Origin of the sequence: Halomonas meridiana (assembly GCF_009846525.1) — a bacterium.
GTDB lineage: Bacteria > Pseudomonadota > Gammaproteobacteria > Pseudomonadales > Halomonadaceae > Vreelandella.
This window is the reverse complement of sequence record NZ_CP024621.1, coordinates 2,444,335-2,458,929: the sequence shown is the minus strand read 5'-3', so window position 1 is coordinate 2,458,929 and position 14,595 is coordinate 2,444,335. Positions and strand designations below refer to the sequence as shown.

Sequence of the window (14,595 nt, the reverse complement as noted above, 5' to 3'; positions counted from 1 at the left end):
ACGGAAGAAACGGGTGAGCAAAGTGTATTCAGTAGGCTGCATAGTGTACGTTTACTTGATGTTATGCATTGGCTACTGAAATATATGCAGCCATACGCAGCTAAATGCAGGGTAAGCGATGCCAAACGACTATTTGACCACCGCTGAGGTGGCCGACTATCTGCGTTTGAAAGAGCGCAAGGTGTACGACCTGGTGCGTCAGGGCCATATCCCCTGCAGCCGTGCGACGGGAAAGCTGCTGTTTCCTCGACAGCATATTGATATGTGGGTGCTTAGCCACTTGGAAGGCGACCAGGCGCAGCGGCAGCCGCCTCCGCCGGTATTGGCGGGCAGCCAAGACCCGCTGCTGGAGTGGGCGGTGCGCGAGAGCGGGAGTGACTTGGCCTCGCTGTGTCAGGGCAGTGGCGACGGCGTGCGCCGCTTGCTGGAGGGCAGGGCGATGCTGGCGGGGATCCATCTGCTCGACGTGGCTTCCGGGCGCTATAACGAGCCGGCCGCGCTGGGCCTGGGCGGAGTGCGCGACCTGATCGTGCTGCATTGGGCCACGCGCCGCCAGGGGCTGCTTTTGGCCCCAGGCAATCCGTTGGGCATTCAATCGGTGGGCGACATTGCCAAGCGCAAAGCCGTGCTGGCCCATCGTCAGCCGGGCGCAGGAGCCGCGCAGCTCATGAACTGCTTGCTGCAACAGGCGGGCGTCGCGCACGAAGCGCTGAGATGGGCGGCGCACCCTGCGCTCAGTGAAGACGATTTGGCCCTGGCCATCGCCCAAGGTGACGCCGATGTCGGGCTTGGCATGCAGGCCGCTGCCCAGCGCCAGCAGTTGGAATTCCTTCCGCTGGTGGAGGAGTCCTTCGATATGGTCATGCATCGACGCAGCTATTTCGAGCCCGCCGTTCAGGCGCTTTTTGCCTTTGCGCGCACGCCCCGTTTTGCCCAGCGAGCCAGCACCCTTAGCGGTTACGATGTGGGCCAGCTAGGGCGTGTGTTGTACAACGCTTAAGCGCCTAGCGACTGGACGATTTTGGTATCTGCGCTTGACGATTGTATAAGATGCGCCACACTGGGAGAGGCGTTGTAGACGCACACTCATCACGAAAAGGAGAGCATGATGAATCAAGCACTGAACGGTAAGCGTGTTGCTATTTTAGCCACCGACGGTTTCGAAGAGTCCGAGCTGAGCGTGCCTCGCGCGGCGCTTCAGAAAGAAGGGGTCGAGGTGCATATCGTGTCGCCGGAAGGTAAGGGCATTCGCGCTTGGGCCGAAACTGACTGGGGCGATACTTACGGCGCCGACAAAGCCTTGGCCGACGTCAGCGAGTCGGATTATCACGCGCTAGTACTCCCAGGCGGCTTGTTCAATCCTGACGAGCTGCGCCTAAATGACGATGCCTTAAGCTTCGTCAAAGCGTTCTTCCAAGCGGGCAAGCCGGTTGCCGCCATTTGCCATGCCCCCTGGATTTTGATCAACGCAGGCGTGGTCGACGGGCGCAAAATGACCTCCGTGCCAAGCGTTGCCCAAGACCTGCGTAATGCCGGTGTAAATTGGGTGGATGAGCCAGTGGTGGTCGATAGCGGCCTCGTGACCAGCCGTACTCCTAAAGACCTGGATGCTTTCAATGCCAAACTGCTGGAAGAGCTGCAGGAAGGGCGTCACTCAGGCCAGCACGCTTAATGGCGTGGTACCACCAGTGGGCAAGCTTTGCCAAAAGGCTTGCCCACGTTGTTGCAAAACCGATGAAGCGGGACAGTGGCCGCAGTGGGATGATGGTACACCCCTATCGCGGCTACGGTTCTCAGCGGGAAATCTTCGTCATGGGCCGAGTGTTCCGCCAAGCGGCGCTCGGCCGCGCCATTCCTAGACGCGGCATGCTGCGCGATACCGCAGACGTGGCGCGCCGCGTCTTCCGTCGCGGACTTGCCGGTGCCAAGGTCGATATCCGGATTGGGGATAACGCGCTCTGCTTGACCACCGACAGAGACGGTTACTTCGACGCTCACCTGCCTGTCACGACGCCGCTGCCGGTCGACGTTTCCTGGCATCGTGCCGATATCCTGGTACACGCCCAGGGGCATCCGCCCATCCGCACGAATGTCGAGGTGTACGTCCCGCCTCCCGAAGCGGATCTGCTGGTGATCAGCGATATCGACGATACGGTGATGTTCACCGGCGTGGCGGAAAAGCTCAAGATGCTCTATCGACTGTTCGTCCGCAAGCCACACCGGCGGACGGCCTTCCCTGGCGTCGCGTCGCTCTATCAGGCGCTTTACCGTGGGCAGACCGAAAAGGGCGAACGACCGATCCTCTACGTTTCTCGTGGCCCCTGGGCCATTTATGAAATGTTGGAAGCTTTTTTCCAAATGAACCGGATCCCGGTTGGGCCGATTCTGTTTTTGCGGGAGTGGGGCATCTCATGGCGTAAGCCGTGGCCGCGCCGGGCAGAAGCGCACAAGCGTGAGCTCATCGACCGTATGCTGGCGCTGTATGACGACATGCCCTGCATTTTGATTGGCGATAGCGGTCAGCATGATCCCGAGGTCTACACGGAGGTCGTCAAAGCCTACCCGGATCGGATCAAAGCAATCTACATTCGCCGTGTGGATAGCGACCCACAGCGGGAAGCCGCCATCCAGCGCTTGCGCGATGAATTGGCTCACACCGAGTGTGAGCTGGTCTTGGCGGCAGACAGCATTTTGATTGCCGAGCATGCTCACGCCCAAGGGGATATTTCAGCGCGCGGCTTGCAGTCTGTACAGCGCGACGTTGAAGCCCATCGTCACGAGCCCGCCTAAGCTGTGTTCCCCTGCCATTCGTGGTAAAACTAAGCGTTGATGTCTCTCTTACTTGGCGGGTTCCGGTGTCGTGATGCTCATCCTCTTAATCGTGCTGGCGCTGGCCATTTTCGTGCTGCCCAACCTATGGGCAAAATGGGTATTAAAGCGCCATACTCGAGGCCGCGACGACTACCCGGGCACCGGCGCGGAGTTGGCCGAACACCTGATACGCCGCATGGGTGTGGAGGGCGTGCGGGTAGAGCGCACCGAGCAGGGCGACCATTACGACCCTGAGGCACGCTGTGTACGCTTAATGCCCGATCACTACGATGGCCGTTCGCTGACGGCGGTGACCGTTGCCGCCCATGAAGTGGGTCATGCCATTCAGCACCACGAAGGTTATGCGCCACTGCTGGCCCGCAGCCGTTTGGTACGGGTGGCCCAAAAGGCCGAAAAGCTAGGGGCGATTTTGATGATGGCCGCGCCATTTCTGTTCCTGCTGACGCGGCTACCCGGCGGGCTTGCGATGATTATCGTGATGGCAGTGATTAGCTTCGGCACCGCCGCGCTGGTACATCTTGTCACGCTGCCGGTGGAGTTCGATGCCAGCTTCAATCGTGCGTTGCCATTGTTGAAAGAGTACGTGCCGCCTGCCGATATGGCCGGTGCCCGCCACGTACTCACCGCCTGCGCCTTTACCTATGTGGCCGCGTCACTGGCCAGCGTGATGAACCTGGGTCGCTGGCTGGTGATTTTAAGGCGCTGATTTAAAAGTGCTGATTTAAAAGTACTGGTTTAAAAGTGCTGGGCGGCCATCACTCACTACTCCGGCTTGTTCGCCAGAATCACCGCGCGGCGTGGTGCAGGGTAGCCTTCTATGGTGCGGCTGCGATCATCCGGATCGAGAAAGTCCGCCAGCGACTGGTAAGTCATCCACTCGGTGGAGCGCTGTTCATCGAGCGTCGTCACCGCTTCATCCACCACTCGCACGTTGGTAAAGCCGCAGCGCTCTAGCCAGTGGCACAGTGCTTTGGAGGAGGGCAGAAAGTAGACGTTGGGCATCGCGGCGTAGCGCTCGCCGGGTACGAACACGGTCTGCTCGTCGCCTTCTACCACCAGGGTTTCCAGCACCAGCTCACCGCCGGGGGCCAGCGCGCCTTTTAGCTGTTGCAGGTGCTCAAGGGGCGAAGGGCGGTGGTACAGCACGCCCATGGAGAACACCGTGTCGAAGAAACCTAGGTTCTCGGGCACGTCCTCGATACCCACCGGCAGAAACTGTGTACGGCCGTCATCGGCGTTGCCGACGAAGTGGCGCACCGCTTGGAACTGCCAATAAAAGCGCGGGGAAGGGTCAATCACCAACACGAAAGCCGCGCCTGCACCCGCCATCCGCCAGGCGTGGTAGCCGCTGCCGCCGCCTACATCCAGCACCTTGCGGTACTTCAACGGCGCGAGATGCGGCGCGACACGCTGCCATTTCCAGTCGGAGCGCCACTCGGTGTCGATCTCGATACCACCCAGGTTGAACGGCCCTTTACGCCACGGGGCCAGCTTACGCAGCAGGTTGAAGCACTGGCGCTGCTGGCTGTCGGTGAGATCGATTTCTACCGTCAGCGTGTCGCTGTTTAGATCCACACGGCGCTCTTCCGGCAGCGTCGGCAGTTTGGCCACGGCTTTTTCCCAGGCAGAGAGATCGCCGTGGCGCTGGCGGTCCAGCCCGCTGGCGAGCTGCTCGGGGAGTTTGGCAAGCCAGGGCGTGAGCGAGGCATCTTGAGTGGCCTGATCTAAAAACGCTTGATACAGCACGCGATGATCGTCAGGGAGTAGCGCCACGTTAACCCTCCTTGAAGGCGATCAGCGAGGTGAAGTTCAGGTACTGGAACCAGGTCATGGCGCGGGGGAAGCCCGCCAGCGACAATCGCTCGTGCAGGGCATCCAGCGTATCGGGAATCAGCACGTTCTCAAGCGCGGTGCGCTTTTGGCTGATCTCCATATCGCTGTAGCCATTGGCACGCTTGAAGTCGTGATAGCGCTCGACTCGCCAAGCGTTGTCGCGCTCGTCGGCATCGACGGTTTTTTCCGAAAGAATCAGCACGCCGCCGGGCTCAAGCGTGTTGTAAAGCCGCTTGAGTAGCGCATCACGATCGGCCGGTGGCAAAAACTGCAGCGTAAAGTTGAGAATGATCATCCCCGAAGGCGCATACTCGTAGGTACGAATATCGGCTTCTTCCACCTGCATGGCGTGCTCGGGGCACTCATCGAGAAAGGTCTGCTTCGCCCGGGCCGCCATGGCCGGGGAAAGGTCGATACCGGTATAGCGGAACGCATCGGCGGGTAGAGCGCCTGCCAGGGCGAGTCCGGATGCGCCCAGCGAGCAGCCCAGATCATAAACATGGGCACCGTGGCGCAGATGGCGTTTGGCAATCAGGCTCAGCATACCTAGGATTTGGCCGTAGCCGGGCACCGAGCGGCGGATCATATCGGGGAAGCACGCGACGACCTGTTCATCGAAGGAGAACCTAGCCACCTTGTCTAGGGGTGTTGAAAAGATAGCGTCGCGGTAAGATGCATCACTCATGGGCAAGCCAGGATGGTTAATGAGGTTGCGTAGTTTACGCGCCCTTGTTAACGCAGAACAGGCCTGATCAACACAGATTCCTGCCTCACGGAACGACGCCACAGGAGAGGGCACATGGCTTCAGCAACAGCAACTCCCGATACGCTTCCCGCTTGGCAAACGTTACAGCAGCATGCGCAAGCGCTTAAACATGTCCACTTGAAGCACCTGTTTGGGGAAGACCCCAGCCGTTGGCGGCACTTTACGCGTCAGGTGGCGGGGCTCACTCTCGATCTTTCCAAGCAGCGGTGGGACGACGATACGCTGGAGCACCTGCTGGCGCTGGCCCAAGAGGCGGGCGTGCCAGGGGCCATCGAGGCGCTGCTGAGCGGTAAACGGGTGAACGTCAGTGAGAACCGCCCAGCGCTGCATACCGCCTTGCGCCTACCTGCGGATGCGAGCCTGGACGTGGAAGGCGAAGATATCGTCGGGGCCGTGCATGACAGCTTGGCGCAAATGGAGCGCCTGGTGCAGCGGCTACATGCGGGCCAGTGGCGGGGGGCCACCGGCAAGCCTATTCGTCACGTGGTGAATTTAGGCGTGGGCGGCTCGGATTTAGGGCCGCTGATGGTTACTCATGCCCTCGCGGACTATCGCCCCAGCGATATTCACCCGGTGGAGGTGCATTTTGCCTCCACGATGGATGGTTCCCAACTGGCGGATTATCTTAGCCGCTTTAACCCCGAAACCACGCTATTCGTGCTGTCGTCGAAGTCGTTCACCACCATCGATACGCTCTCCAACGCCAACACCGCTCGCGACTGGCTGATTGGTCGGCTCACCCAGCACGCCGACCTACCGGACGCCAGCCCCCATGCCAAGCCGATTAGCGAGGCGCTCATCCTGCGCCAGCACTTCATCGGCGTATCGGCCAGCCCCGACAAGATGAGCGAGTGGGGGATTACCCCGGACCACCAGTTGATGTTCTGGGAGTGGGTTGGCGGACGCTACTCGCTGTGGGGCACCATTGGCCTGCCGATTGCGCTGGTGATCGGCATGGAGAACTTCCGCGAGCTGCTGGCGGGCGCCCATGCCATGGATCGCCATTTTCGCGAGGCGCCGCTAGAGGACAATCTGCCGGTGTTGTTAGGGTTGGCAGGTATTTGGAACGTCAACTTCTTGGATATTCGTGCCCACTCGATTCTGCCTTATGACGGGCGGCTTGAGTACTTTGCTGCTTACCTCGAACAGCTCGAGATGGAGTCCAACGGCAAGTCCGTGACCCGCCAGGGCCAGGCGGTGAACTACTCCACCTGCCCAGTGCTGTGGGGGCAGTTAGGCCCTAATGCCCAGCATGCGTTTTACCAACTGCTGCACCAGGGTACGCAGCCGGTGGTATGCGACTTTATCGCGCCCTTGAAGCGCTACGATGAGGTGGAAGACCCGGATACCCGTCGCCACTTGAAGGCCCAGCATCGTCTGGCGCTGGCCAACTGCTTTGCCCAATCCCGCGTACTGATGCTGGGGGACGATGCTTTGGAGGAGGATGGCCCGCGCCCCGAACACAAACGGTATCGTGGCAACCAGCCCTCGACCACCGTGCTGCTGGACAAGCTCACGCCTGCGACCCTCGGCGCGCTGATTGCGCTCTACGAGCACAAGGTGTTCGTACAGGCAGTGATATGGGACATCAACCCCTTTGATCAGTGGGGCGTCGAGCTGGGCAAGCAGATTGCCACCGATACCCAGGCCATCATTGATGGAGAGGGCGACCTTGGCCGAATGGACGCCTCTAGCCGCGGTCTCATCGAGGCGTTTTGGGCCGCAGAGCAGGCGTAGGCAGCTCGATCTATATGGCTGGATATACAGCTTTTTGCTTTTCCGCTATCCTGTGTACCTTTATGCGCGGTCTCTTCCGGTGTGCCTCTCGCGTTGATAGGACTAGTGACTGCCTTTGTACGGCACCCAACCAGGCCGCCTGTACGCTTTTGTTCAGTACGTTTTTTCAGGAACCGACGTTACATGACCCAGTTTGATGCCTCCCAGTACGGCGCGAGTTCGATCGAGGTTCTCTCAGGCCTCGAGCCGGTGCGAAAGCGTCCCGGTATGTATACCGATACCTCACGTCCCAATCACCTCGCCCAAGAGGTCATCGACAACAGTGTCGACGAGGCGCTGGCGGGTCATGCTTCGAGCATCAGCGTGGTGCTTCACAGCGACGGAGCCATCGAAGTCCAGGATAACGGCCGCGGCATGCCGATCGACCTGCACCCGGAACACGGCGTCTCCGGGGTCGAGCTCATCCTGACCAAGCTTCACGCGGGCGGTAAGTTCTCCTCGTCGAGCTACCGGTTCTCGGGTGGCCTTCACGGCGTGGGCGTCTCGGTGGTCAATGCGCTGTCTCGACGGTTGGAAGTCGAAGTGACCCGCGACGGTGCCCGCCACGCCATTGCCTTCGAGCACGGCGAAAAGGTCGAAGAGCTGCATGAAATCGGCAAAGCCGCCAAACGTGCCACTGGCACCCTGGTACGCTTCTGGCCCGACGAAAGCTACTTCGACAGCCCGAAGCTCGCGCTATCCAAACTGAAGCACCTGCTGCGCGCCAAAGCGGTGCTTTGCCCAGGGCTCTCGGTCACCCTGGTCGAGCCGGATGGCACCAAAACCGAGTGGGCCTACGCCGATGGCCTGCGCGACTATCTGGCCGAAGCCACCGATGGCTATGAGGTGCTGCCCAAGGAGCCGTTTGTAGGCCACTTCAGTGACGACGAGCACGGCGTGGACTGGGCCATTCAGTGGCTGCCGGAAGGTGGCGAGGCGCTCCTCGAAAGTTACGTCAACCTCATTCCCACGCCCCAGGGTGGCACCCACGTCAATGGTTTTCGGTCCGGCCTGCTAGACGCTCTGCGGGAGTTCTGTGAATACCGCAGCCTGCTGCCCCGCGGCATCAAGCTCACTGCCGACGATTTGTGGGAGCGCGCCTCTTTCGTGCTCTCGGTGAAAATGCTCGATCCACAGTTTGCGGGACAGACCAAGGAGCGCCTCTCGTCGCGCACCATTGCTGGGTTTGTCTCAGGCGTGGTCAAAGACGCCTTTTCGCTGTGGCTGAACCATCACATCGAGCAGGCCGAACAGCTTGCCGAACTGGTGATCAGCGCGGCCCAGCAGCGCCAAAAGAAGTCGAAGAAGGTCGCGCGTAAGAAAGTGACCTCCGGTCCGGCGCTGCCCGGCAAGCTGGCGGACTGTTCGGGGCAAGATCCGGCGCTGAGCGAGCTGTTTCTGGTGGAGGGCGACTCGGCCGGCGGGAGCGCCAAGCAGGCGCGTAACCGCGACACCCAGGCCATCCTGCCGCTGCGGGGTAAGATTCTCAATACCTGGGAAGTGGACTCCCACGATATTTACGGCTCCCAGGAAGTCCACGATATTGCCGTGGCGATTGGTGCTGACCCGGGCAGCGCCGACCTCGAAAAGCTGCGCTATCACAAGATCTGTATTCTTGCCGATGCCGACTCCGACGGTCTGCATATCGCTACGCTGCTCTGCGCGCTGTTTGTCAAACACTTCCCCGCCCTTGTCGATGCAGGGCATGTCTTCGTTGCCATGCCGCCGCTGTACCGGATCGATCTGGGGAAAGAGGTGCATTACGCCCTGGATGAGAGCGAGAAAGCCGCCATTTTGAAACAGTTAGCGAAAAAGCGGGGCACGCCCAACGTCCAGCGCTTCAAGGGCCTGGGTGAAATGAGCCCGCTACAGCTGCGCGAAACCACCATGGCCGTAGAAACCCGCCGTCTCGTTCAGCTCACGCTGGACGAAGGCGATGGCACTCTGGAAATGATGGACATGCTGCTGGCCAAAAAGCGCGCCAGCGACCGTAAAAAGTGGTTAGAAGATTACGGTAACTTGGCCGATATCGAGGTGTAATTCGCAAGCAGGCAAACGTTAACGGTGCGTTGTTGGAGTCTACCGCCAACTGGCCGATAGTCTAACCATAGGCATTTAGTCGAAAACGCGTGTCAAGCGCTCACGTATGGGAGACGGGCTTTGTTTAACTCAATTTCACGGCAATTGACGTTATCGGCGGTGGTGCTCACGCTACTGATGGGGGCGGGTATTTACGGGGTGATGGCGTGGCGGGGACAGCCGCTGGTCATTGAAGCCAGCGAGTCGCTGATCGACCGAACCGGAGGCGCCATCGTCAATGCCCTCAATGGCCAGTTAGCGCGAGTAGAAGGCACTACTTCGAGCCTTGCCGCACTGGCCGAATCGCTACCGCTGGATGACGCCCTCTACCGACAAGCGCTGCCCAATGTGGTGGACGACAATGGCAATAGCACTATCGCCGGTGGCGGTATTTGGCCAGAGCCAAGCGCGTTTGCACCCGGCGTCGATAAATTTAGTTTTTTCTGGGCGCGTAACGGCCAGGGCGGGCTGGACTTTCTGGACGATTACAATGCACCCAGCGCGGCCCCTTATCACGAGGAAGCGTGGTACAGCAGCGCTCGCGATGCCACGCCAGGGCAGTGCGTTTGGTCGGCGGCTTACCGTGACCCAGCGACCGGGGTCGCCATGGTCACCTGTAGCGTACCGTACTACAGCAATGAGGCCTTTGCCGGTGTCGCTACCATCGACATGCAGCTAGGCGGTGTCGCGGCGTTCTTGGCAGAGAACGGCGGAGGCACGGGAGGCTACGCCTTCGTGCTCGATAGCGAGCGTAACATCATCGATCTCCCCGGCGTGGAGCAGTCGTCGGATGAGATGCAAAGCCTTTCAGGCGTTGCTAGCAACCAACCTTGGCTAACGCCGGTAGTGGAAGCGTTGGAGGCAGGGCAAGCGCAAACCAGCGTCGAGAGTGCGGGAGTGCTGGCAAGCCCGGCTGAAGTGCGTTTGTTCGATATGCCCACCACGGGCTGGACACTCGGGCTCGTGACACCCAGTGACCAAGTGACCGCACTAGCGCAAACGCTGACCCGTGATTTGCTGCTGTTCATTTTGCCGCTGTTGGCGCTGCTATTAGGGCTTGGCTGGTGGGGTGGCCGCATTCTACTGGCGCAAATTCGCAGTACCACGCATCAAATTGATCAGCTCGGTCAGAACGATGGCGGGCGTGAGTTGACCATTTACCGCGACGATGAGATTGGTGAACTGCGCCGTGCAGTGAACCGCTACTCCGAGAAGCTCCAGCGCCTATTCGGTGACGTGCGCGGGGTGGCGGATGCCATTGCCAGCGAATCGTCTGAGATCGCCGCTGGCAATAACGAACTGTCGAGCCGCACGGAGCAGCAGGCCGCTTCGCTGCAAGAGACCTCCTCGACCATGGAGCAGATGGCGGCGACGGTGAAGCGGAATGCGGATAACGCCCAAGAGGCGGACCAGCGCGTGAAGGAGTCAGCGGCGAAAGTGAAGCGCGGCGGTGAGCAGGTATCGCGGTTGGCGCAATCGATGGAAAGCATCAATGAAAGCTCGGTCGAGGTGGCTTCTATCGTTCAAGTGATCGAAAACATTGCGTTCCAGACCAACATTTTGGCGCTGAATGCCTCGGTCGAGGCGGCTCGCGCCGGCGAACACGGGCGTGGGTTTGCCGTGGTCGCCAGTGAGGTACGCGAACTGGCCTCCCGAAGTGCCGCCTCTGCGCGTAATATCAACGGTTTGATCAAGACCACGTCCGAGCAAATCGCTACTGGCAGTGGCTATGCCGACGAGGCCGAAGCGGCGATGAAAGAGATCGTCTCGTCGATCGAGGAGGTGTCCGCGCGGATCAGCGAGATCAGCCAAGCCTCCAGCGAACAAACCAACGGCATTGATGAGATTAACCGGGCCGTGACGCAGATGGATACCGTGACCCAGCAAAATGCCGGGCTGGTTAGCCAAGCGGCGGGAGCGGCCAATGAGCTTTCGTTGCAAGCGCAGCGTCTAAAAGGGCTATTGGATGAGTTTCATGGCAGTGCGCAGGGCGAGAGCCACTCCCGTGCATTGCCGCACAGTGAGCAGGAAAGCCGGCATCTTACTTAGCGCGCCCTCTTGAGTGGCCGCAAGTCCGCTTATTTAGCCGCCCCGCCAGGGGCGGTTTTGTTGTCAAGGTAGAGTATGATCGACATGGATATTCAAGTAGCGGAGGGCGACGTCGAGCGTCTGTCCCTACGCGATTACACCGAAAAAGCGTACCTCGACTACTCGATGTACGTCATTCTAGACCGCGCCTTACCCAACATTGGCGATGGCATGAAGCCCGTTCAGCGGCGGATCATCTACGCCATGCGCGAGCTGGCGCTGCACGCCAATGCCAAGTACAAAAAGTCGGCGCGTACCGTCGGTGACGTACTGGGTAAGTTTCACCCCCACGGAGACAGCGCCTGTTACGAAGCCATGGTGTTGATGGCGCAGTCGTTCAGCTACCGCTACCCGCTGGTGGATGGCCAGGGTAACTGGGGTAGTCCCGACGACCCGAAATCCTTCGCGGCGATGCGCTACACCGAGGCCAAGCTCTCCAAATTTGCCGAAGTGCTGCTCAGCGAGCTGGGCCAGGGCACCGTGGAGTGGGCGCCGAACTTCGATGGCACCATGCAAGAGCCTGTAGTACTGCCCGCGCGGTTGCCCCACGTGCTGCTCAACGGCGGCACGGGCATTGCGGTGGGCATGGCGACCGATATTCCGCCCCATAACGTCTCGGAAGTGGTGGAAGCCACTTGCCACCTGCTGCGTCATCCCGAGGCCACCACGACGGATTTGATGGCGTTCGTGCCTGCACCGGATTTCCCGACGGATGCAGAAATCATCACGCCGAAAGCGGATCTGCGTAAGCTCTATGAGACTGGCCGAGGCTCGGTCAAATTACGCGCCCGCTACGTACGTGAAGACGCCAACATCGTCATTACCGCCGTGCCCTATCAGGTCAGCGGTGCCAAAGTGTTGGAGCAGATTGCCGCGCAAATGCAGGCGAAAAAGCTGCCTATGGTGGCCGATCTGCGCGATGAATCGACCCATGAAGAGCCGACCCGCTTGGTGATCGAGCCACGTTCGAGCCGTGTGGATGTCGAAGCGCTGATGGCGCACCTGTTCGCCACCACGGATCTGGAAAAGAACGTGCGGGTGAACATGAACGTGATCGGCCTGGATGGCCGCCCACGGGTGATGCCGCTGACCGATATGCTGGGTGAGTGGCTGCGGTTTCGCCGTGCCACCGTGCGTCGCCGCCTCGAGCACCGTTTAGGCAAAGTGGAAGATCGCCTGCATATTCTAGAAGGCCTACTGACCGCTTACCTGAATATCGATGAGGTGATCCGCATCATCCGCGAAGAGGATGAGCCCAAGCCTGCCCTGATGAGCGCCTTTGGACTGACTGAGCGTCAGGCTGAAGCCATTCTTGAACTGCGTCTGCGCCATCTTGCCAAGCTGGAAGAGATGAAGATTCGCGGCGAGCAGGATGAGCTGGAAAAAGAGCGTAAAACCCTGCAGGGGCTGCTGGGTAGCGAAGCCAAGCTCACCACGCTGATCGAGAAAGAGATCCGCGCAGCGGGTAAAGAGCACGGCGACGAACGCCGTTCGCCGCTGGTGGAGCGCAGCGAAGCCAAAGCGCTCTCTGAAGTGGAACTGCTGGGGGCCGACCCGATTACCGTGGTGCTGTCCGATAAAGGCTGGATTCGTGCTGCCAAAGGCCACGATATCGACCCCGAAGGGCTCTCCTACAAAGCGGGGGATAGTTTCCGCTTAGCAGCCCGAGGTAAAACCAATCAGCCGCTGGTGCTGCTGGACGATACTGGCCGCGCCTACACCTTGGCAGCACACAACTTGCCCAGTGCCCGTGGCCAGGGCGAGCCGGTGACCGGGCGAGTGAACGTGGCAGCGGGGGCGCAGATGGCGGGTCTGATGCTCGCGCCGCCCACCAAACGCTTCCTGCTTGCCAGCGACGGGGGCTACGGGTTCGTGGCTCAGCTCGAAGCCCTTACCGGCAAGAACAAAGCGGGTAAAGCCGTGCTCAGCGTGCCCAAAGGCTGTCGCGTCATGCCCCCCATCGAGGTGCCGGAAGGCGAAGGGCTCTGGGTAGCCTCGGTGTCCAATGAAGGTCGTTTGCTGCTGTTTCCTCTGGATCAGTTGCCCGAGATGGCCAAAGGCAAAGGCAACAAAATGCTTGATATCCCCGGCCCCCGCGCCGCACGGCGGGAAGAGTTCGTGCGGGATATTGCCGTGGTGGCCGAAGGCAGCGAGCTGATCATTCATGCGGGCAAGCGCAAACTGACCCTCAAAGCGGATGACCTAGCGTATTATCGCGGGGAGCGTGGCAGAAGGGGCAGCAAGCTGCCGCGTGGTTTCCAAAAAGTAGATCGTTTAGAAGCAGGGGAGTAATGGATGGCACGCGGAAATGTGGTGGTCACGCTGTTGGCGCCGCGCCTGACGGCGACGGTAGAGCTTGCCGTGGCGTCGCTCATGGAGCAGTTCGGTTTACAGGAGGAGCGTCGCCAGACGCTGGCGGACACGGTACAGGGCAGCGCGATGGATTGCCTGGAGCTTCACGCGAGTGGCGCGCCCGAATCGCTGACGGCACTGCGCCAAGCGGCGCTGGCGCTGGGTGACACCCACGGTGTGGATCTCGTCGTGCAACCACCCCGACCAACGGATGCGCCGCGCCTGATTTGCTTCGACATGGACTCCACGTTGATCCAAGCGGAAGTGATCGACGAGTTGGCCCGTCGCCATGGCGTAGGTCAAGAAGTGGCAGACGTGACCGAGCGGGCCATGCGCGGCGAGCTGGATTTCAAGGCCAGCTTTCGAGAGCGTATGAGCAAGCTGGAGGGCCTGGAGGAGTCGGTGCTGGCCAGTATTGCTGCAGAGCTGCCGCTGATGGAAGGTGTCGAACGCTTGATGGCGAATTTGAAACGCTTGGGTTACCGGACGGTGATTCTGTCCGGCGGTTTCACCTACTTTGCCCGCTACCTTCAAGAGCGGCTTGGGTTTGATGAAATTCATGCCAACGAGCTGGTCATCGAGCAAGGCAAAGTGACCGGCGCAGTTCAGGAACCCATCGTCGATGCCGAGCGAAAAGCGGCGCTATTGACGCAGATTGCCGAGCGCGAAGGCGTGCCGCTGGCGCAAACCGTTGCCGTCGGCGATGGTGCGAACGATCTGAAAATGCTCGCAACGGCGGGGTTGGGCGTGGCGTTCCGTGCTAAACCGTTGGTGCGTGCCGAAGCACGCCAAGCGATCTCCGTCGCAGGGTTGGATGGCGTGCTGTACCTGCTTGGCTATAGCGACGCTGAGCTAACCTAACCTAAGCC

Annotated in this window: 11 protein-coding genes; 9 read left to right on the top strand and 2 right to left on the bottom strand. The window is 60.3% G+C overall.

Annotation, left to right across the window (positions count from 1 at the left end):
* Nucleotides 1-118 precede the first annotated feature (118 nt).
* The 4 genes from CTT34_RS11915 (at nt 119) to CTT34_RS11900 (ending at nt 3,538) form a co-directional block, all read left to right on the top strand.
* Nucleotides 119-1,000, top strand: coding sequence for a helix-turn-helix transcriptional regulator (locus CTT34_RS11915; RefSeq protein WP_159342623.1), 882 nt, complete (start codon nt 119-121; stop codon nt 998-1,000).
* Between the two features lie 108 nt (nt 1,001-1,108).
* Nucleotides 1,109-1,672, top strand: a complete 564-nt coding sequence (locus CTT34_RS11910; protein ID WP_159343779.1) for a type 1 glutamine amidotransferase domain-containing protein — start codon at nt 1,109-1,111, stop codon at nt 1,670-1,672.
* Complete coding sequence (locus tag CTT34_RS11905; RefSeq protein WP_159342622.1) at nt 1,672-2,790, top strand: App1 family protein; 1,119 nt, start codon at nt 1,672-1,674, stop codon at nt 2,788-2,790. Before CTT34_RS11910 ends, CTT34_RS11905 begins: the two co-directional genes overlap by 1 nt.
* A gap of 73 nt (nt 2,791-2,863) precedes the next feature.
* Nucleotides 2,864-3,538, top strand: a complete 675-nt coding sequence (locus CTT34_RS11900; protein ID WP_159342621.1) for a zinc metallopeptidase — start codon at nt 2,864-2,866, stop codon at nt 3,536-3,538.
* 56 nt (nt 3,539-3,594) lie between these two features.
* Here CTT34_RS11900 and cmoB read toward each other — a convergent pair whose 3' ends face one another.
* Nucleotides 3,595-4,605 (bottom strand): tRNA 5-methoxyuridine(34)/uridine 5-oxyacetic acid(34) synthase CmoB, encoded by a 1,011-nt coding sequence (gene cmoB / locus CTT34_RS11895; RefSeq protein WP_159342620.1) that lies wholly within the window; start codon nt 4,603-4,605, stop codon nt 3,595-3,597.
* A gap of 1 nt (nt 4,606) precedes the next feature.
* Nucleotides 4,607-5,350 carry a carboxy-S-adenosyl-L-methionine synthase CmoA gene (cmoA, locus tag CTT34_RS11890; protein ID WP_159342619.1) on the bottom strand — a complete coding sequence of 248 codons (744 nt, stop codon included), beginning with the start codon at nt 5,348-5,350 and terminating at the stop codon, nt 4,607-4,609.
* Nucleotides 5,351-5,464: 114 nt separating this feature from the next.
* Between cmoA and pgi the strand changes: the two genes are divergently transcribed.
* The 5 genes from pgi (at nt 5,465) to serB (ending at nt 14,587) form a co-directional block, all read left to right on the top strand.
* The gene (pgi, locus tag CTT34_RS11885) at nt 5,465-7,168 is read left to right on the top strand and encodes a glucose-6-phosphate isomerase (protein WP_159342618.1); all 1,704 of its coding nucleotides are present in this window, start codon (nt 5,465-5,467) and stop codon (nt 7,166-7,168) included.
* A 183-nt stretch (nt 7,169-7,351) separates the two neighbouring features.
* Entirely contained in the window at nt 7,352-9,247 is a 1,896-nt protein-coding gene (gene parE, locus CTT34_RS11880) for a DNA topoisomerase IV subunit B (protein ID WP_159342617.1), read from the top strand.
* Between the two features lie 120 nt (nt 9,248-9,367).
* Entirely contained in the window at nt 9,368-11,335 is a 1,968-nt protein-coding gene (locus CTT34_RS11875; protein ID WP_167520880.1) for a methyl-accepting chemotaxis protein, read from the top strand.
* Nucleotides 11,336-11,410: 75 nt separating this feature from the next.
* On the top strand, nt 11,411-13,666 hold the full coding sequence (gene parC / locus CTT34_RS11870) for a DNA topoisomerase IV subunit A (RefSeq protein WP_253015896.1): 2,256 nt from the start codon (nt 11,411-11,413) through the stop codon (nt 13,664-13,666).
* Between the two features lie 3 nt (nt 13,667-13,669).
* On the top strand, nt 13,670-14,587 hold the full coding sequence (gene serB / locus CTT34_RS11865) for a phosphoserine phosphatase SerB (protein WP_159342616.1): 918 nt from the start codon (nt 13,670-13,672) through the stop codon (nt 14,585-14,587).
* Nucleotides 14,588-14,595: the final 8 nt, after the last annotated feature.

Bases quoted from the DNA above. Each gene is read 5' to 3' on its own strand.
- CTT34_RS11915 (WP_159342623.1), top strand. From the start codon at position 119: ATGCCAAACGACTATTTGACCACCGCTGAGGTGGCCGACTATCTGCGT.
- CTT34_RS11910 (WP_159343779.1), top strand. From the start codon at position 1,109: ATGAATCAAGCACTGAACGGTAAGCGTGTTGCTATTTTAGCCACCGAC.
- CTT34_RS11905 (WP_159342622.1), top strand. From the start codon at position 1,672: ATGGCGTGGTACCACCAGTGGGCAAGCTTTGCCAAAAGGCTTGCCCAC.
- CTT34_RS11900 (WP_159342621.1), top strand. From the start codon at position 2,864: ATGCTCATCCTCTTAATCGTGCTGGCGCTGGCCATTTTCGTGCTGCCC.
- cmoA (WP_159342619.1), bottom strand. From the start codon at position 5,350: ATGAGTGATGCATCTTACCGCGACGCTATCTTTTCAACACCCCTAGAC.
- pgi (WP_159342618.1), top strand. From the start codon at position 5,465: ATGGCTTCAGCAACAGCAACTCCCGATACGCTTCCCGCTTGGCAAACG.
- parE (WP_159342617.1), top strand. From the start codon at position 7,352: ATGACCCAGTTTGATGCCTCCCAGTACGGCGCGAGTTCGATCGAGGTT.
- parC (WP_253015896.1), top strand. From the start codon at position 11,411: ATGATCGACATGGATATTCAAGTAGCGGAGGGCGACGTCGAGCGTCTG.
- serB (WP_159342616.1), top strand. From the start codon at position 13,670: ATGGCACGCGGAAATGTGGTGGTCACGCTGTTGGCGCCGCGCCTGACG.